Raw genomic sequence first — 17377 nt, 5'->3', positions numbered from 1 at the left:
GTCAGTCCTCGGGGTCGTAGCCGAGGTTGGCCGAGAGCCACCGCTCGGCCTCCTGCAGCGTCCAGCCCTTGCGGGCGGCGTAGTCCTCGACCTGGTCGCGCCCGAGGCGGCCGACGACGAAGTACTGCGAGTCCGGGTGGGAGAAGTACCACCCCGACACCGCCGCGCCCGGCCACATCGCCATGCTCTCGGTGAGCTGCAGGCCCGTGGACGCCTCGACGTCGAGCAGCTCCCACAGCGTGAGCTTCTCGGTGTGCTCGGGGCAGGCGGGGTAGCCCGGGGCCGGGCGGATGCCGCGGTAGCGCTCGGCGATGAGGGCCTCGTTGTCGAGCGCCTCGTCGGGCGCGTAGCCCCAGTGCTCGCGGCGCACCCGCTCGTGCAGCTGCTCGGCGAAGGCCTCCGCCAGCCGGTCGGCCAGCGACTCGAGCAGGATCGCGGAGTAGTCGTCGTGCTCGGCACGGTAGGCCGCGACCCGCTCGGCCACCCCGTGGCCCGCGGTGACCGCGAAGCCGCCGACGTGGTCGGCGAGCCCGGTCTCCTTCGGCGCGACGTAGTCGGCCAGCGAGCGGTGCGGGATGCCCGGGCGGTGCTCGCCCTGCTGGCGCAGGTGGTGCAGCCGCACGCGTACGTCGGTGCGCGCGGCGTCGGCGTACACCTCGACGTCGTCGCCGACGGCGTTGGCCGGGAAGAAGCCGTAGACGCCCTTGGCGCTCAGCCAGCCCTCGGCGACGATGCGGTCGAGCATCGCCTGGGCGTCGTCGTAGAGCTTGCGCGCCGCCTCGCCCGAAGCGGGGTTGTTGAGGATGTCGGGGAACCGGCCCTTCATCTCCCACGCGTTGAAGAACGGCTGCCAGTCGATGTAGCGGCGCAGCTCGGCGAGGTCCTGGGACTCGACGACGTGCACGCCGGGTCGTGCCGGAGCCGGCGGCTGGTAGGACGACCAGTCGACCGGTGTGGCGGAGGCGCGCACCTGCTCCAGCGGCAGCAGCTTGCGCTCCCCCTTGCCGGCGTGGCGGGCGCGCAGCGCGTCGTAGTCGGCCTTGAGGTCGGTGAGCAGCTTCTCGCGCCCGGTCGGGTGCAGCAGCGCGGCGACGGTCGGCACGGAGCGGGAGGCGTCCTTGACCCACACGACGGGCTGGTCGTAGCGCTGGTCGACCTTGACCGCCGTGTGGGCGCGGGAGGTCGTCGCGCCGCCGATGAGCAGCGGGATGTCGAAGCCCTGGCGCTGCATCTCGGTGGCCACGGTGACCATCTCGTCGAGCGAGGGCGTGATGAGGCCGGAGAGGCCGATCGCGTCGGCCCCGTGCTCGCGCGCGGCGTCGAGGATCTTCTGCGGCGGCACCATCACGCCGAGGTCCACGACCTCGTAGTTGTTGCACTGCAGCACGACGCCCACGATGTTCTTGCCGATGTCGTGCACGTCGCCCTTGACCGTGGCCATGACGATCGTGCCGTTGGTGTCCTTGGCGGTGGCCAGCTCGGGGTTGTCGAGCTTCTCCTGCTCGATGAACGGGATGAGGTAGGCGACGGCCTTCTTCATGACGCGCGCCGACTTCACGACCTGGGGCAGGAACATCTTGCCGGCGCCGAAGAGGTCGCCCACGACGTCCATGCCGGCCATCAGGGGGCCCTCGATGACCTCGATGGGGCGACCGCCGCGCGCGGCGATCTCGGCGCGCAGCTCCTCGGTGTCGGCGGTGACGTGGGTGTCGATGCCCTTCACCAGCGCGTGGGTGATGCGCTCGGCGACGGGCAGGGAGCGCCACTCCTCGGCGTCGGCCTCGACCTGCTCGCCGACGCGGTTGTAGGACTCGGCCACCTCGAGCAACCGCTCGGCCGCGTCGGGACGGCGGTCGAGCACGACGTCCTCGATGCGCTCGCGCAGCTCGGGGTCGACCTGGTCGTAGACGACGAGCGCACCCGCGTTGACGATGCCCATGTCGAGGCCCGCCTCGATGGCGTGGAAGAGGAAGACCGCGTGGATCGCCTCGCGCACCGGGTTGTTGCCGCGGAAGGAGAAGGAGACGTTGGAGATGCCGCCGGAGACCAGCGCGCCGGGCAGGTTCTCCTTGATCCACCGCGTGGCCTCGATGAAGTCCCTGCCGTAGGAGGCGTGCTCCTCGATGCCGGTCGCGACGGCGAAGACGTTGGGGTCGAAGATGATGTCGTGGGCCGGGAAGCCGACCTCCTCGGTGAGGATGCGGTAGGCGCGGGCGCAGATCTCCTGGCGGCGCTCCAGGCTGTCGGCCTGGCCCTCCTCGTCGAAGGCCATCACGACCGCCGCGGCGCCGTGGCGGCGCACGAGCCGGGCCTGCCGGACGAAGGCCTCCTCGCCCTCCTTCATCGAGATGGAGTTGACGATGGCCTTGCCCTGCACGCACTTGAGGCCGGCCTCGATGACCTCCCACTTCGAGGAGTCGACCATCACCGGCACCCGGCTGATGTCGGGCTCGCTCGCGACCAGCTTCAAGAAGCGGTCCATCGCGGCGACGCCGTCGATCATCCCCTCGTCCATGTTGACGTCGATGACCTGGGCGCCGGCCTCGACCTGCTGGGCGGCCACGGCGAGGGCGGCGTCGTAGTCGGCGTCCTTGATCAGCTTGCGGAAGCGGGCGGAGCCGGTGATGTTGGTGCGCTCGCCGACGTTGAGGAAGAGGCTGTCGGCGGCGACGGTGAGCGGCTCCAGGCCGGAGAGCCGCAGCGCCGGCTCCACCTCGGCCGGGGTGCGGGGGGCCTTGCCCTGCACGGCCTCGGCGATCCGGGCGATGTGGGCCGGTGTCGTGCCGCAGCAGCCGCCGACCATGTTGACCAGGCCGGCCTCGGCGAACTCCGCCACGATGGCCGCGGTCTCCTCGGCCGCCTCGTCGTACTCGCCGAAGGCGTTGGGCAGACCCGCGTTGGGGTAGGCGTGCACGAAGGTGTCGGCGATGCGGCTGAGCTCGGCGACGTAGGGCCGCATCTCCTTCGCCCCGAGCGCGCAGTTGAGGCCGATCAGCAGCGGGCGCGCGTGGCGCACGGAGTGCCAGAACGCCTCGGTCGTCTGCCCCGACAGGGTGCGACCCGACGCGTCGGTGATGGTGCCGGAGACGACGACGGGCCAGCGGCGCCCCGCCTCCTCGAAGAGCCCCTCGAGCGCGAAGATCGCGGCCTTGGCGTTGAGGGTGTCGAAGATGGTCTCGATGACCAGGAGGTCCGATCCGCCGTCGACCAGGCCGCGGGCCGCCTCGGTGTACGCCGCCACGAGCTCGTCGAAGGACACGTTGCGCGCGCCGGGGTCGTTGACGTCGGGCGAGATGGAGGCGGTGCGGGTGGTCGGGCCGAGGGCGCCCGCGACGTAGCGCGGGCGGCTCGGGTCGGCCGCGGTGACCGCGTCGGCCTCCCGGCGCGCGAGCCGGGCGGCCTCGAGGTTGAGCTCGTAGGACAGGTCGGCCATGCCGTAGTCGGCGAGCGAGACCGCGTTGGCGTTGAAGGTGTTGGTCTCGACGAGGTCGGCGCCGGCCTCGAGGTACTCCCGGTGGATGCCCGCCACGATGTCGGGCTGGGTCAGCGTCAGCAGGTCGTTGTTGCCGACGAGGTCCTGCGGCCAGTCGGCGAACCGCTCGCCGCGGTAGCCCGCCTCGTCGGGGCGGTCCCGCTGGATCGCCGTGCCCATCGCGCCGTCCACCACCAGGATCCGCTCGCGCATGACGGCCGTGAGCTCGGCGGTGCAGTCGGGGCGGTGGTCGGTCCCACCAGGGGTGTCAGGCACGCGGTTCCTCTCGCCGGAGCAGCCTCCCGGCCGGGCGGCTGCATCCAGTCTGCGCGCCCTGTCCGAGGGGTGGACTCGTTTCCCAGATCGTGGCACCGGCCCGGTCGGCGGGCGAAATCCCCGCGTGCACCTAGGCTGGTGACGTGATCGAGATCGAGGACCTGCCCGAGCTGAGGGACCCCGTGGTGATCGCGGCCTTCGAGGGCTGGAACGACGCCGCGGACGCGGCGTCCTCGGTGCTCGACCACCTCGTCGAGGTGTGGGAGGCCCGCGTCGTCGGGGCGGTCGACCCCGAGGACTTCTACGACTTCCAGGTCAACCGCCCGGTGGTCGGCTCCCACGCCGACGGCCAGCGCCGCATCACCTGGCCGAGCACGCAGGTGTCGGTCGCCTCGCCGCCTGGCCTCGACCGCGACGTCATCCTGGTGCGCGGCATCGAGCCCAACATGCGGTGGCGGCAGTTCTGCGCCGAGCTCCTCGCCGCCTGCGACGAGCTGGGCGGGCGGCTGGTGGTCACGCTCGGTGCCCTGCTCGCCGACACGCCGCACACCCGGCCGATCCCCGTCACGGGCACCGCGACCGAGCCCGACCTGGTCGACCGGCTCAAGCTGGAGCAGTCGACCTACGAGGGGCCGACCGGCATCGTCGGTGTCTTCCAGGACGCCTGCGTGCGCCTCGACGTGCCGGCGGTGTCCTACTGGGCGGCGGTGCCGCACTACGTCGCGCAACCGCCCTGCCCGAAGGCCACCTTGGCGCTGCTCGGCCAGCTCGAGGACCTGCTCGAGGTCAGCATCCCCCTCGGCGAGCTCCCCGAGGACGCCCGCGCGTGGGAGCGCGGGGTCGACGAGCTCGCCGAGGAGGACGAGGACATCGCCGACTACGTCCGGGCGCTCGAGGAGAGCCGTGACACCGCCGACCTGCCCGAGGCGTCGGGCGAGGCGATCGCGCGGGAGTTCGAGCGCTACCTCAAGCGCCGTGGCGACGACACGCCCGGCCCCGCCTGACGAGGTCGCTGACGAGGTCGCTGACGAGGTCGCTGACGGGGCCGCTCACAGCGACAGCCCCAGCGACGCGTCGAGCAGCGCGTGCATGACGGCGCCCGCCTCGCGGTCGGAGGTGTCGGCCAGCCCGTCGGTGCCGACGGTGGCGTCGACCCACGCCTGCACGACCGCGAGCGCGGTGGGCGCGTCGAGGTCGTCGGCCAGCGCGGCGAGCACCTGCTCGACCACCGGGCCCGACGGGGCGCCGGCGCCGAGCGCGAGCGCCTTGCGCCAGGTGGCGAGGGTGTCGACGGCGTCCCAGAGCTGGTCGTCGGTCCACTCCCAGTCGCTGCGGTAGTGGTGGCGCAGCAGCGTCAGGCGGATCGCGGCGGGGTCGACGTCGCTGTTGCGCAGCGCCGAGACGAAGACCAGGTTGCCGCGCGACTTCGACATCTTCTCGCCGTCGTAGGCGACCATGCCGGCGTGGGCGTAGAGCTGCGCGAACGGCTCGTCGTGGTCGAGCACCTGCGCGTGGCCGGCGCACATCTCGTGGTGCGGGAAGACCAGGTCGGAGCCGCCGCCCTGCACGTCGAAGCCGCCGCCGAGGTGCTCGCGGGCGATGGCGGTGCACTCGACGTGCCAGCCGGGACGACCGGGGCCGAAGGGGCTGGGCCACGACGGCTCGCCCGGGCGCTCACCGCGCCACACGACGCAGTCGAGCGGGTCCCGCTTGCCGGCCCGGTCGGGGTCGCCGCCGCGCTCGGGCCACACCTCGAGCATGCGGGCCCGCTCCCAGCCCGAGACCGTGCCGAAGGCGGGGTCGGCGGTGACGGAGTAGTAGAGGTCGCCGTCGACCTCGTAGACCGCGCCGGCGCGCTGCATCTCCTCGACCATGGCCACGACGAGCGGGATCGACTCGACCGCGCCGACGTAGTGGTCGGGCGGCAGCACCCGCAGCGCCTGCATGTCCTGGCGGAAGAGCTCGGTCTCGCGCTGGGCGATCTCGGTCCAGTCGCCGCCGACCTTCGCCGCCCGCTCGAGCAGCGGGTCGTCGACGTCGGTGACGTTCTGCACGTAGGTGACCTCGTGGCCCGCGGCGCGCCAGGCGCGCACGAGCAGGTCGAAGCCGACGTACGTCGCGGCGTGGCCCATGTGGGTGGCGTCGTAGGGCGTGATGCCGCAGACGTAGAGCCGCGCCGGACCCCGCGGGCTGGTGGTGCGCAGGCGGCCCGAGGAGGTGTCGTGGAGGGCGACCGCCGGCCCGGTCACGGGCAGGCGGGGGACGTCCGGGGCTGACCACGCGCGCATGCGGCGCAGCCTAGCCGCGGCCGGTCAGAAGGGCGGCCAGGGGATGGCCGGCCACCCGCCCGACGGGCTCGGCAGCCGGCCCGCCTCGAGCAGGCGGGTGCAGCGACGGCGGCACGCGGCGACCTCGCGGGGGGCGACGTGCTCGACGAGGGCGGTGCCGAGGTCGCCGTCGAGCACGTCGACGAGGCGGGCCAGCCCGGCGCGCTCGTCGTCGAGGAGGGGCTCGTCGTGCCAGCCCCACAGCACGGTGCGCAGCTTGTCCTCGACGTGGAAGGAGACACCGTGGTCCACGCCGTAGCGGTGGCCGTCGGCCATGGCCAGCACGTGGCCGCCCTTGCGGTCGGCGTTGTTGACCACCGCGTCGAAGACCGCCATGCGGCGCAGCGGGGCGGTGTCCTCGTGCACGAGGGAGACCGCGCGGTCCTCGGCGTCCACGCCGTCGAAGACCGGCCGCCAGCCCGGCGGCGTCTCCCCCGCGGGCACGATGTCGACGGCGACGACCTCCTCGTCGGGCTCCTGCCACAGCTGCACCATGCCGGGCCCGTGCGGGCCGTCGCGCAGGAAGGTGCGCGGGACGACGTCCCAGCCGAGCGCCTCGGAGACGAGGTAGGAGGCGACCTCGCGGCCCGCGAGCGTGCCCTCGGGGAAGTCCCACAGGGGCCGCTCCCCCGCGACCGGCTTGTAGACGACGCGGGTGTCGCCGACCTCGCCGAGGAAGGTGGCGTTGGAGGCGGGCATGACCCGCCCGTGCAGGACCAGCTCGCCGGTGAGGAGGTCGCTCACGGGTCGCGGCGTCGGAAGCCGTTGGCGCGGGGGCACAGGTGACCGGACGGGTCGACGGGGCCGCCGCAGAAGGGGCAGTCGGGGCGCCCGGCGCCGAGCACCGAGGCGGCGCGCTTGACGAAGGCACGGGCGGTGCCGGCGGTGATGCGCACGAGGAAGACCTCGTCGGGCTCGGGCTCCTCGACGTCCTCCTCCAGGTCGTCGGGGCCGACGACCGCCGTCTCGCTGAAGGGGAAGACCTCGATGACGACCCGCTCGTCGGCGGGGTCCCACGACAGCGTCATCGTGCCGGCGCGGAACTCCTCCTCGATCGGCTGGTCGAGCGGGTCGGTGTCCTCCAGGTCGAGCGGGGCGACGGCGGGCACGACGGTGGTCGGCGAGGCGGCCATCACCTCGTCGAGCAGCTGGTCGACGCGCTCGGCCAGCGCCGCGACCTGCTGCTTCTCCAGCGCCACGCTGGTCACCCGGGTGCCGCTGCGTGCCTGCAGGAAGAAGGTGCGCGCCCCGGGCTCGCCGACGGTGCCCGCGACGAAGCGCTCGGGAGGGTCGAAACCGTGCACGAGGGGTGCCATGCCGCCAGCCTAGGGGTGCTCACCAGGAGCCGACTGCGGGCCCGCGCCCCCGCCCACCGCCGCGTCCTGGGAGCGCTCCTCCCCCGGCCGGACCGCGAGCCAGGACAGGTCGCCGGCGTGGGTGTTGGTGGCCAGCACGAAGGGCCTGGTCTCGGTGTAGCGCACGACCGACAGCGACGCCGGGTCGACGTGGAGGCGCTGGAAGGCGTCGAGGTGCATGCCGAGGGCGTCGGCCAGCACCGACTTGATGACGTCGCCGTGCGACACCGCGACCCACACCGCGTGCGGTCCGTGCTCGGCCTCGACCGCGGCGTCGTGGCGGCGCACCGCCTCCACGCTGCGCGCCTGCATGGTGCGCATCGACTCCCCACCCGGGAAGGTGACCGCGGACGGCTGCGCCTGCACGGTGCGCCACAGCGGCTCCTCCGCGAGCTCCTTCAGGGAGCGGCCCTGCCACTCGCCGTAGTCGCACTCGAGCAGCCCGCGGTCGGTCGCCAGCGGGGGCGGGTCCGCCTGGGCGGCGAGCACCGCGCGGGCCGTCTGCTTGCACCGCTCGAGCGGGCTGCTCACGACGGCCGCGAGCGGGACGGCGCCGAGGCGCTCACCGGCGCGGCGCGCCTGGTCCTGCCCCGTGGGGTCCAGCCGCACGCCGGCCGTGCGGCCCGCCAGGGTGCCGCTGGCGTTGGCCGAGGTGCGCCCGTGGCGCAGCAGGACGACGGTGGCCATGCGGCGGAGCGTAGCGGGGCTACCCTCGCCCGGTGATCGTCGACAGCGCGCTCTACCGGGCCGGCCAGCGGGTCGATGTCGCCGACCACTCGCCCGGCGACCTCCGCGCCCTGCGGGCGTGCGCCGGCGAGGGCGACTTCGTCTGGGTGGGCCTGCACGAGCCGACCGGGCCCGAGCTCGAGGAGGTCCGGGCGGTCTTCGGGCTGCACGAGCTGGCCGTCGAGGACGCCCTGCACGCCCACCAGCGCCCCAAGCTGGAGCGCTACGACGACTCGCTCTTCCTCGTCCTGAAGACGCTGTGGTACGTCGACGAGGACGACGCCGTCGAGACCGGCGAGGTCAACCTCTTCCTCGGCGCGGACTTCGTCGTGACTGTGCGCCACGGCCACGGTGGCTCCCTGTCGCGCTCGCGGCGCGACCTCGAGCGGCACCAGCAGGTGCTCGCCCACGGCCCGGCGGCCGTCTTCTACGCCGTGTGCGACCAGGTCGTCGACGAGTACGAGGCGGTCGGCGCTGCGCTCGAGGAGGACGTCGACGAGGTCGAGGCCTCGGTGTTCTCCCCGGAGCGCACCGACGACGCCGCGCGCATCTACACCCTGAAGCGCGAGCTCGCCGAGGTCCGCCGAGCGGTGCTGCCGCTGCGCGAGCCGATGCGCCGGCTCGCCGGCGGCGAGGTGTCGGGCGTGGCAGGCGAGACCGCGCCGTACTTCCGCGACGTCGCGGACCACCTGCAGCGGGTCGCGGAGGTGGTCGACAGCCTCGACGCGCTGCTGTCGACCGCCTTCGACGCCTACGTCGCGCGGGTGCAGGTGCAGCAGAACGACGACATGCGCCGCATCTCGGCCAGCGTCGGCCTGATCGCGGCGCCCACCCTGGTGGGGTCGGTCTACGGGATGAACTTCGAGCAGATGCCCGAGCTCGGGTGGCGCTTCGGCTACCCCTTCGCGCTGGCGGTGATGGCGCTCAGCTCGCTGGTGGTGTGGCTCGTCGCGCGCCGTGCGGGGTGGCTGTAGCGGCCCGGGGGGTCGAGGGCCGCTTGCCGGACCCGGGTCAGGCCTGCAGCACGCCGCCGGCCACGAGGGCGAGCGTGAGGCTGCCCAGCCCGATGCGGTAGAGCACGAACGGCAGGTAGCTGTGGGTCGAGACGTAGCGCAGCAGCCAGGCGATCGCGGCGTACCCGACGAGGAAACTGACGACGGTGGCGGCGATCGTCGGGCCCCAGCCGTAGTCGTTGTCGCCTGCGCCGATGTCGGGGAGCGTGAACAGCCCGGCCCCCACGACGGCGGGGATGGCGAGCAGGAAGGCGAAGCGGGTGGCGGCCTCGCGGTCGAAGCCGAGGAAGCGGCCCATCGAGATGGTGGCGCCGGAGCGGGAGACGCCGGGCACGAGCGCGGCCGCCTGCGCCAGGCCCATGAGCACGGCGTCGCGGAGCCGGAGCTGCTTGATCGTGCGGTCGGTGCGGCCGACGCGGTCGGCGACGCCGAGCACGACGCCGAGCACGACCAGGGTCGTGCCGATGACCCACAGGTTGCGGAAGTCTGACTCGATGACGTCCTTGAGCAGCACGCCCAGCACGACGATCGGCACGGAGCCCACGATGATGAACCAGCCCATCCGGGCGTCGAGGGTGCCGCGGTACTCCGCGCGGAAGAGCGAGCGCAGCCACGTCGAGGCGATGCGCCAGATGTCGTGGCGGAAGTAGAGGAGCACCGCCACCTCGGTGCCGAGCTGCACGACCGCCGTGAAGGCTGCGCCCGGGTCACCCCAGCCGAAGAGCTCCGGGAAGATCCGCAGGTGCGCGCTGCTGGAGATCGGCAGGAACTCGGTCAGTCCCTGCAGCGTGCCGAGCACCACGGCCTTGAGGAGGTCCACCACGGCCGGGGAGCCTACGGGGCGCGGCGCCCACCACGGGGACCGCGGTGCGCGCGGCGAGCCGCGACGGGTGGGGTCGGCGCCGGTCGCTACGGTGCTGCCCATGCAGCAGCGCGCGGTCGGGAGCACCGGCCTCACCGTCTCCCGGCTGGGGCTCGGCACGATGACGTGGGGTCGCGACACCGACGAGCACGAGGCGCGCGACCAGCTCGTCGCCTTCGTCGAGGCCGGCGGCACGCTGCTCGACACGGCGGCCGGCTACGGCGCGGGCGCCTCCGAGACGCTGCTGGGCCAGCTGCTCGGCGACGTGGTGGCACGCGACGACGTCGTGCTGGCGACGAAGGCCGGCATCAGTGCCCGGCCCGACGGGTCGCGGCGCCACGACACCTCGCGGGGCCACCTGCTCCCCGCGCTCGACGCGTCGCTGCGCCGGCTCGGCGTCGACCACGTCGACCTGTGGCAGGTCCACCTGTGGTCGGGTGCCACCCCGCTCGAGGAGACGCTGGCGGCGCTCGACACCGCCGTGACCTCGGGGCGCGCGTCCTACGTCGGTGTCTCGAACTACTCCGGCTGGCAGACGGCTCAGGCGGCCACGTGGCAGCGGGCGGTGCCCGGACGGGCGCCGCTCGCGTCCACCCAGGTCGAGTACTCCCTGCTCAACCGCGGTGTCGAGGCCGAGGTGCTGCCGGCGGCGGCCGCCCTCGGGCTCGGGGTGCTGCCGTGGTCGCCGCTGGGCCGCGGCGTGCTCACCGGCAAGTACCGCTCCGGCACGCCGTCGGACTCGCGCGGCGCCTCGCCCCACTTCGCCGGCTTCGTCGGCGCCTACCTCGACGACCGCGCGGCCCGCGTGGTCGAGGCCGTGGCCCGGGCCGCCGACGGGCTGGGATGGACTCCGCTCGAGGTGGCGTTGGTGTGGGTGCGCGACCGCCCGGGCGTCACGGCGCCCGTGGTCGGCGCGCGCACCGCGGCGCAGCTGCGCGGCTCCCTCGGCGTCGAGGAGCTGGAGCTGCCCGCCGAGATCGTGGCCGCGCTGGACGACGTGTCGGCCGACTGAGGCCCGCCGCAGCGGCGGGAGAGGAGGAGCACCGTGGGACGAGCGGAGCGACGGGCCCCCGGCCGTGGGGTCGAGTGGGAGTTCGAGCACGTCACCTACTCCCGCGAGCACCCGCGGGGCGTGGTCACCAAGCTGCTCGTCGAGCGCGCCGAGCACGGCGGCTGGGAGCTCGACCGCGTGCGCATCGGCGCCGACGGCACCCGCCGCGTCGTCCTCCGGCGCAAGATCATCCGCCAGCTCCGTCCGACGTGGGTCGCCTGAGCGGGTGCGGACCCACCCGCTGTGGCGCCCCTTCGCGCTGGCCGACCTCGCCGAGGTCGCCCAGGCCCGCGTCGGCGCGCCACCGCCGCGCCTGGTCACCGTCGTCCCCTACGACCCCGCCTGGCCCGAGGCCTACGAGCAGGTCGCCGCCCGCGTGCGCTCCGCCCTCGGCGACGCCGTCCTGACCCTGGAGCACGTCGGCTCGACCGCGGTGCCGGGCCTGGCCGCGAAGGCGGTGGTCGACGTCGACCTCACGGTCGCCGACCCGGCGGACGAGGCCTCCTGGCTGCCGCCACTCGAGCGGGCCGGCTTCGTGCTGCGAGTGCGCGAGCCCGGCTGGGACGAGCACCGGGTGCTGACGCTGGAGTCCCCCGTCACGAACCTCCACGTGTGGCCGCCCGGCGCCCCGGAGCCGGCACGCCACGTGCTCTTCCGCGACTGGCTGCGCCGGGACGCAGTCGACCGCGAGGCGTACGCCGCCCTCAAGCTCGCTCTCGGCCGGCGCGGGTTCACCGACGGGATGGACTACAACAACCACAAGGCCGCGCTCGTGTACGACGTCTACGAGCGTGCCTTCGCCGCAGACCCCGCCCACCCCCACGACCCCCACCCCCGCTGACTCGACCCGAGCCCGAGGGGTCACGCACTGCTCTCCGGTCGAGGGGTCGCGGGCTGCGCTCGCGTCGAGGGGTCACGCGCTGGGCTCGGGTCGAGGGGTCGCGCGTTGCGTTCGCGTCGAGGGGTCGCGCGCTGCTCACCCGCCGAGCGCTGCGCCCGCGCCGAGGGGTCACGCGCTGCGCTCGCGCCGAGGGGTCACGCGCTGCGCTCGCGCCGAGGGGTCACGCGCTGGGCTCCCGTCGAGGGGTCACGCGTTGCTCACCCGTCGAGGGGTCACGCGCTGGGCTCGCGCCGAGGGGTCGCGCGCTGTTCACCCGCCGAGCGCTGCGCCCGCGCCGAGGGGTCACGCGCTGCGCTCGCGTCGAGGGGTCACGCGCTGCGCTCGCGTCGAGGGGTCACGCGCTGCGTTCGCGTCGAGGGGTCACGCGCTGGGGCACTCGGGTGGTCGAGGAGGCACGCAGTGCCGTCTCGAGACCGGAGTCCAGGCGGGCCGTGGGCCACTGGTCGTGCACAGGTCGACGGCGTGGATCCGTTGTCCACAGCCGGATCCGGGCCGCCGGTGAGTGTCGGTGGTGGCTGCTTGACTCCTCTCATGACCACCAGCCCGGCACCCGAGCTCGATACCGCGATCGCGGTGCTCGACCGTGCCGGCGCGCTGGTCGCCGACGCCCGCGTGGTCGACGCGGAGCTGATGCGGGCTGCGTGCTGTTGGGCTGATCTGCACCCCGCCGACGCCCTCGATGCGGCGACGGTGGCCGGTACCTACGGCGACACCGCCCTGCGGGTGGCTGGGGCCTGGGCGCCGGGGGTGACGGAGTTCGCGGTGGCGGAGTTCGCGTCCCGGTTGGGGCGGTCCACTGCCTCGGGTGCCGCCTATCTCGGCCAGGCCCTGGTGTGTCGTCACCTGCTGCCGCGGTTGTGGGACGTGGTGCAGGCGCATCGGGTGGACGGGTGGCGTGCCCGCCTGGTCGCGCGGATGGTGCTCGGCAGAGACCTCACTCCTGAGGCCGCGGCCTGGGTGGACCGGCACGTGACACCCGTGGCGCAGACCATCGGCGCCACCACCCTCGAACGCCTCGTCGCCGAAGCGCTCGCGCGGTTCATGCCCGACGAGGCCGAGCTCGCCCAGGCCGAGGCCCGCGAGCAGCGCCGCTTCGACGTCCACCTCGACGGTCGACCCGGCGATGACTTGACAGGGACGGTGGACGCGAGCGGGTGTTTCGACCTGCCCGACGGCATCACCATCCACGACGCCGTGGTCGAGGAGAAGCAGCGGCTGCGTGCCCTGGGCGTTACGGCTGAGTCGGGGCCGTTGTCGGCGCAAGCCCTGTTGAACCTCGTCGTGCGGGGTTCCGACGGCGCGTCGGCGCAGGCCACCCTCGACCTGGTGACCGTGGACGGGGGTCGAGCAGCGAGCCCCGGCGAGCGTGTCGAGACCCCCGAGACTCCTGCGGGTCGGTCGTCGCCGCGGCACCGACGGCGCTACCTGCTGCACCTGCACGTGTCCGACGCGGTGCTGCGCTCATCTATGTTCCCCGGCCGTCTGGCTGCCGGTGACGGGGCGGTGGGTCGGGTGGAGGAGACCCGGGCACCGGTGTCGGCGGCCGCGATCCGCGACTGGCTCACCACCGCCGGGATCGACGGGGTCGCACCCCACGTGACGGTGCTGCCGGTGCTCGACCTCGCCGAGGCGGTGCACACCGAGGCCTACGAAGTCCCACGCCGCCTCGCCCACCACAGCGCTCTGACCCACCTGACGTGCATGTTCCCGTGGTGCGGCCGTGCCGCCCGCAGGTGCGACCACGACCACGCCGTCCCCTACAACCCGGTCGACCGTGCTGGCGAAGCGGACGCGGCGGGCGAGGCGGGCGAGGCAACCATTGGGCCCGCGGGCGGGCCGACATGTTCGTGCAACATCGCGCCGCTGTGCCGGCCGCACCACCGGCTGAAGACCCACGGCCACGCCGCCACCAGGTGGACCCTCACCCCAGCAGGTGCCGGCGCGTGGCTGTGGCGCAGTCCCCACGGGGCGCACTACCTGCGCGACCACACCGGCACCCGACCACTCGACGGATCCCTCGACGGGCCCCTCGCCCACGACACCGCACCGCTCGATGCTGGACCAGCGCCCCCGGACTCCGGACCGGCCTACAACACCGGGCCGCCGCGCGATGGCGACCCGCCGCACCACGACGACACCGGCCCACCCGCACCCGCGGACTGACGCCACGCGCGTGCGTCACCCGGGTCTCGACGCGGGCTTGACGGCCCTGCTCGAACAACGAACAGGGGCGTCCGGTCCTCTTCAGCCATCTGTTCGACGACAGCCCGCACCCGACACCGGGGTGACGGGCTCGTCGTGCTGCCCGAACAGAGTGGGCGTCCGGGTGCGGGGGTCTCGACACGGGCCTGGCGGCCCTGCTCGACCACCGGGGCCGGCGGACTTGCCCGACCACCGGGGCCGGCGGCCCGCCCGTCCGGCCTGCCTCAGACGTCGTCGAGGAAGCGGTCGAAGACCCGCGCGCCGAACTCGAGGGCGTCGACGGGCACCCGCTCGTCCACACCGTGGAAGAGCGCGGTGAAGTCGAGGTCGGCCGGCAGCCGCAGAGGCGCGAAACCGTAGGACCGCATGCCGAGCTTGCGGAAGTGCTTGGCGTCGGTGCCGCCGCTCATCAGGTAGGGCGCGACCACGGCTTCGGGGTCCTCGGCGAGGATCGACCGGGACATGGCGTCGACGAGGTCGCCGTCGTAGGGCGTCTCCCAGGGCTGCTGGTGGCTGACGTGCTCCACCTCGACCCCCTCACCGGTGAGCTCGGCGAGGGTGGCGAAGAACTCGTCCTCGAAGCCCGGCAGGAAGCGACCGTCGACGTGCGCGGTGGCCTCGGTCGGCACCACGTTGACCTTGTAGCCGGCGCCGAGCATGGTCGGGTTCGCGGTGTTGCGGATGACCGCGCCGAGCATCCGCGCCGCACCACCGAACTCCTCGATGAGCGCGTCGGCGTTCTCCGGCGTCGCCTCGACGCCCGCCAGCTCGCCCACGCTCGCCAGCAGCACCTCCATCGTGGGGGTGAGGCGCACCGGCCACTGGTGTGCGCCGATGCGCGCCACGGCGGAGGTCAGCGTGGTGACGGCGTTGTCGGGGTTGATCATCGAGCCGTGGCCGGCCTTGCCGCGCGCGGTCAGCTTCATCCAGGCCATGCCCTTCTCGGCGGCCTCGATCAGGTAGACCCGACGACCACGCACGGTGGCGCTGAAGCCGCCGACCTCGCCGACCGCCTCGGTGCAGTCGGCCAACAGGTCGGGGTGGTCGCGCACCAGGACCTCCGCGCCCTGGTGACCGCCCGCCTCCTCGTCGGCGGTGAAGCACAGGACCGTCGGACGCTCCGGCAGCCGACCGGCACGGGTGCGCGCCCGGACCACCGAGAGCAGCATCGCGTCGAAGTCCTTCATGTCGACCGCGCCGCGACCCCAGACGTAGCCGTCCTGCACCTCGCCGGAGAACGGGTGCACCTGCCAGTCCTCGGCTGCCGCCGGGACGACGTCGAGGTGCCCGTGCAGCAGCAGCGGCGGGCGGTCGGACCCTTCGCCGCCCCAGCGGGCCACGACGTTGGTGCGACCGGGCGCACCCTCGACGAGCTCCGCCTCGATGCCCACCTCGTCGAGCAGCGCGGCGACGTGCTCGGCCGCCTTGCGCTCCCCCGGGCCGTCGGCGTCGCCGTAGTTGCTCGTGTCGATCCGGATCAGGTCGCGGCACAGCTCGACCACCTCGTGGGCGGGGTCGTGGCGCGGGTCGTCGGTCGTCATGGGCCCATGGTGGCACCCGACCGGCTCACCCTCGAGGTGCGCGCACCCCCGATGCGACGTGCACCCCCGCCGGCTGCTAACGTTCCCTCCGCACTCGTCCGGGTGGCGGAATAGGCAGACGCGCTAGCTTGAGGTGCTAGTGCCCGTATTAGGGCGTGGGGGTTCAAGTCCCCCCTCGGACACCAGCAGCACCGACAGGGCCCCGCACGCGCGGGGCCCTGTCGGCGTCCTGGGCCTCAGAGCTCGATGACCTGGCGCAGCGCGGTGCCGTCGGCGAGGGCGTCCATCCCGGCGTTCACCTCGTCGAGCCCGATCCGGCCGGAGACGAGCCGCTCGACCGGCAACCGGCCGTCGCGCCACAGGTCGACGAAGACGGGCACGTCGCGCTGCGGCACCGCCGAGCCGAGGTAGCTGCCCACGATCGTCCGGGCCTCGGCGACCAGCAGCAGCGGCGAGACCTGTGCGAAGGCGTCGGGCGCGGGCAGCCCCACGGTGATGGTGCGACCGCCGGCCTGGGTGAGCGCGAGCGCGGTCTCGAAGGCGCGCACGTGCCCGGCGGCCTCGACGACGACGTCGGCACGCACGCCCGCCGCGGCCGCCTCCTCGGGGGTGTACGCCGCGTGGGCACCGAGGTCGCGGGCCGTCGCCAGCTTGGCAGGCAGCGCGTCGACCGCGACGACCCGCACGTCGGGCGAGGCGAGGGCGGTGAGCACCGCCGCCATGCCCACGCCGCCGAGGCCGACGACGCCCACGGTCTGGCCGGGCTCGACGTGGCCGTCGTTGAGCACCGCGCCACCGCCGGTGAGCACGGCGCAGCCGAGCAGGGCCGCGACGTCGGGCGGCACGTCGTCGTCGAGCGGCACCAGCGAGCGGGTGTCGACCACGGCGTGGGTGGCGAAGGCGCTGACACCGAGGTGGTGGTGCACGTCGGACCCGTCGCGGTGCAGCCGCCGCCCACCGCCGAGGAGCTCCCCGGCCCCGTTGGCGACCGACCCCGGCACGCAGGGCCGGCGCCCGTCGGTGCGGCAGCCCTCGCACTCCCCGCAGCGGGGCAGGAAGGTCATGACGACGCGGCGCCCGACCTCGAGGTCGGTGACCCCCGGCCCGAGCGCCTCGACGCGGCCCGCCGCCTCGTGGCCCAGCAGCATCGGCACGGGCCGCACACGGTTGCCGTCGACGACCGAGAGGTCGGAGTGGCACAGCCCGGCCGCCTCGATCCGCACGAGCACCTCGCCAGGACCCGGGTCGTCGAGCTCCAGCGACCCGACCGTGAGCGGGCGGGACCCGGCGTACGGCCGCTTCCGACCGATCTCGTCCAGCACGGCTCCGGTGATCTGCAACCCCTGCTCCTCACGTCGCGCCGCGGCCACCCGCGGGTGTGGCGCGACCCTACCCAGCGGTCGCGGCACGACGTCCGACACGCCGGGGCCGCGCGGGCGGTGCACTACGGTCCGCCCATGGGGACGGGGACGGGGACGGGGACGGGGACCGGGTCGACGGGCGCGAGCGCACGGCGGCGCGTCGCGGTCAGGCTGCTGGCGGGCTCGGTGACGACCGCCCTGCTCCTGACCGCCGGCCCCGCGCCGGCGCACCAGCCCACTCCCGTCCCGACCAGGGCCGACAGCCCGGCCCGGGCCGACACCTCGGTCCG

14 protein-coding genes and 1 tRNA gene are annotated in these 17377 nt (G+C 74.0%); 7 read left to right on the top strand and 8 right to left on the bottom strand.

The features are described from left to right. Position 1: 1 nt before the first annotated feature. Positions 2-3748 carry a methionine synthase gene (metH, locus tag BJ989_RS10865; RefSeq protein WP_343049272.1) on the bottom strand — a complete coding sequence of 1249 codons (3747 nt, stop codon included), beginning with the start codon at positions 3746-3748 and terminating at the stop codon, positions 2-4. Between the two features lie 143 nt (positions 3749-3891). On the opposite strand from metH, the gene BJ989_RS10860 reads away from it, so the two are divergent. After that, positions 3892-4752: a PAC2 family protein gene (locus BJ989_RS10860; RefSeq protein WP_179518227.1), complete on the top strand. Its 861-nt coding sequence runs from the start codon at positions 3892-3894 to the stop codon at positions 4750-4752. Positions 4753-4797: 45 nt separating this feature from the next. Here BJ989_RS10860 and mshC read toward each other — a convergent pair whose 3' ends face one another. The 4 genes from mshC to BJ989_RS10840 are packed head-to-tail and all read right to left on the bottom strand — an operon-like array spanning position 4798 to position 8117. Further along, positions 4798-6036: a cysteine--1-D-myo-inosityl 2-amino-2-deoxy-alpha-D-glucopyranoside ligase gene (mshC, locus tag BJ989_RS10855; RefSeq protein ID WP_179518226.1), complete on the bottom strand. Its 1239-nt coding sequence runs from the start codon at positions 6034-6036 to the stop codon at positions 4798-4800. 24 nt (positions 6037-6060) lie between these two features. Continuing rightward, positions 6061-6819 (bottom strand): SCO1664 family protein, encoded by a 759-nt coding sequence (locus BJ989_RS10850; RefSeq protein ID WP_343049271.1) that lies wholly within the window; start codon positions 6817-6819, stop codon positions 6061-6063. Beyond that, complete coding sequence (locus BJ989_RS10845) at positions 6816-7391, bottom strand: DUF3090 domain-containing protein (protein ID WP_179518225.1); 576 nt, start codon at positions 7389-7391, stop codon at positions 6816-6818. The genes BJ989_RS10850 and BJ989_RS10845 overlap by 4 nt, the downstream gene beginning before the upstream one ends. Positions 7392-7400: 9 nt before the next feature. Continuing rightward, positions 7401-8117 carry a histidine phosphatase family protein gene (locus tag BJ989_RS10840; protein ID WP_179518224.1) on the bottom strand — a complete coding sequence of 239 codons (717 nt, stop codon included), beginning with the start codon at positions 8115-8117 and terminating at the stop codon, positions 7401-7403. Between the two features lie 32 nt (positions 8118-8149). Between BJ989_RS10840 and corA the strand changes: the two genes are divergently transcribed. Continuing rightward, on the top strand, positions 8150-9130 hold the full coding sequence (corA, locus tag BJ989_RS10835) for a magnesium/cobalt transporter CorA (RefSeq protein ID WP_179518223.1): 981 nt from the start codon (positions 8150-8152) through the stop codon (positions 9128-9130). A gap of 37 nt (positions 9131-9167) precedes the next feature. Here corA and BJ989_RS10830 read toward each other — a convergent pair whose 3' ends face one another. Beyond that, complete coding sequence (locus BJ989_RS10830; protein WP_179518222.1) at positions 9168-9992, bottom strand: undecaprenyl-diphosphate phosphatase; 825 nt, start codon at positions 9990-9992, stop codon at positions 9168-9170. Positions 9993-10092: 100 nt separating this feature from the next. On the opposite strand from BJ989_RS10830, the gene BJ989_RS10825 reads away from it, so the two are divergent. The 4 genes from BJ989_RS10825 (at position 10093) to BJ989_RS10810 (ending at position 14146) form a co-directional block, all read left to right on the top strand. After that, positions 10093-11043, top strand: a complete 951-nt coding sequence (locus BJ989_RS10825) for an aldo/keto reductase (RefSeq protein WP_179518221.1) — start codon at positions 10093-10095, stop codon at positions 11041-11043. A gap of 33 nt (positions 11044-11076) precedes the next feature. Further along, positions 11077-11304 carry a DUF5703 family protein gene (locus BJ989_RS10820; RefSeq protein ID WP_179516470.1) on the top strand — a complete coding sequence of 76 codons (228 nt, stop codon included), beginning with the start codon at positions 11077-11079 and terminating at the stop codon, positions 11302-11304. Between the two features lie 4 nt (positions 11305-11308). Then, complete coding sequence (locus BJ989_RS10815; protein ID WP_218848795.1) at positions 11309-11923, top strand: GrpB family protein; 615 nt, start codon at positions 11309-11311, stop codon at positions 11921-11923. 591 nt (positions 11924-12514) lie between these two features. After that, the gene (locus BJ989_RS10810) at positions 12515-14146 is read left to right on the top strand and encodes a hypothetical protein (RefSeq protein WP_179518220.1); all 1632 of its coding nucleotides are present in this window, start codon (positions 12515-12517) and stop codon (positions 14144-14146) included. A 263-nt stretch (positions 14147-14409) separates the two neighbouring features. Here BJ989_RS10810 and BJ989_RS10805 read toward each other — a convergent pair whose 3' ends face one another. Next, on the bottom strand, positions 14410-15726 hold the full coding sequence (locus BJ989_RS10805) for a M20/M25/M40 family metallo-hydrolase (RefSeq protein ID WP_179518219.1): 1317 nt from the start codon (positions 15724-15726) through the stop codon (positions 14410-14412). Between the two features lie 96 nt (positions 15727-15822). Here BJ989_RS10805 and BJ989_RS10800 point away from each other — a divergent pair. Further along, positions 15823-15911, top strand: a tRNA-Leu gene (locus tag BJ989_RS10800). 51 nt (positions 15912-15962) lie between these two features. On the opposite strand, the gene BJ989_RS10795 is transcribed toward BJ989_RS10800, so the two are convergent. Beyond that, positions 15963-17066, bottom strand: a complete 1104-nt coding sequence (locus BJ989_RS10795) for an alcohol dehydrogenase catalytic domain-containing protein (RefSeq protein ID WP_179518218.1) — start codon at positions 17064-17066, stop codon at positions 15963-15965. Positions 17067-17377 lie beyond the last annotated feature (311 nt).

The sequence above is a fragment of the Nocardioides perillae genome (assembly GCF_013409425.1).
Classification (GTDB): Bacteria; Actinomycetota; Actinomycetes; order Propionibacteriales; family Nocardioidaceae; genus Nocardioides; species Nocardioides perillae.
Note: the sequence above shows the minus strand (reverse complement) of the source record. Positions and strands in the feature narration are given on the sequence as shown.

What these genes read in the sequence shown, in the direction of transcription:
- BJ989_RS10805 (WP_179518219.1), bottom strand. Translation starts at nt 15,726, where the DNA reads ATGACGACCGACGACCCGCGCCACGACCCCGCCCACGAGGTGGTCGAG.
- BJ989_RS10845 (WP_179518225.1), bottom strand. Translation starts at nt 7,391, where the DNA reads ATGGCACCCCTCGTGCACGGTTTCGACCCTCCCGAGCGCTTCGTCGCG.
- BJ989_RS10810 (WP_179518220.1), top strand. Translation starts at nt 12,515, where the DNA reads ATGACCACCAGCCCGGCACCCGAGCTCGATACCGCGATCGCGGTGCTC.
- BJ989_RS10840 (WP_179518224.1), bottom strand. Translation starts at nt 8,117, where the DNA reads ATGGCCACCGTCGTCCTGCTGCGCCACGGGCGCACCTCGGCCAACGCC.
- BJ989_RS10825 (WP_179518221.1), top strand. Translation starts at nt 10,093, where the DNA reads ATGCAGCAGCGCGCGGTCGGGAGCACCGGCCTCACCGTCTCCCGGCTG.
- mshC (WP_179518226.1), bottom strand. Translation starts at nt 6,036, where the DNA reads ATGCGCGCGTGGTCAGCCCCGGACGTCCCCCGCCTGCCCGTGACCGGG.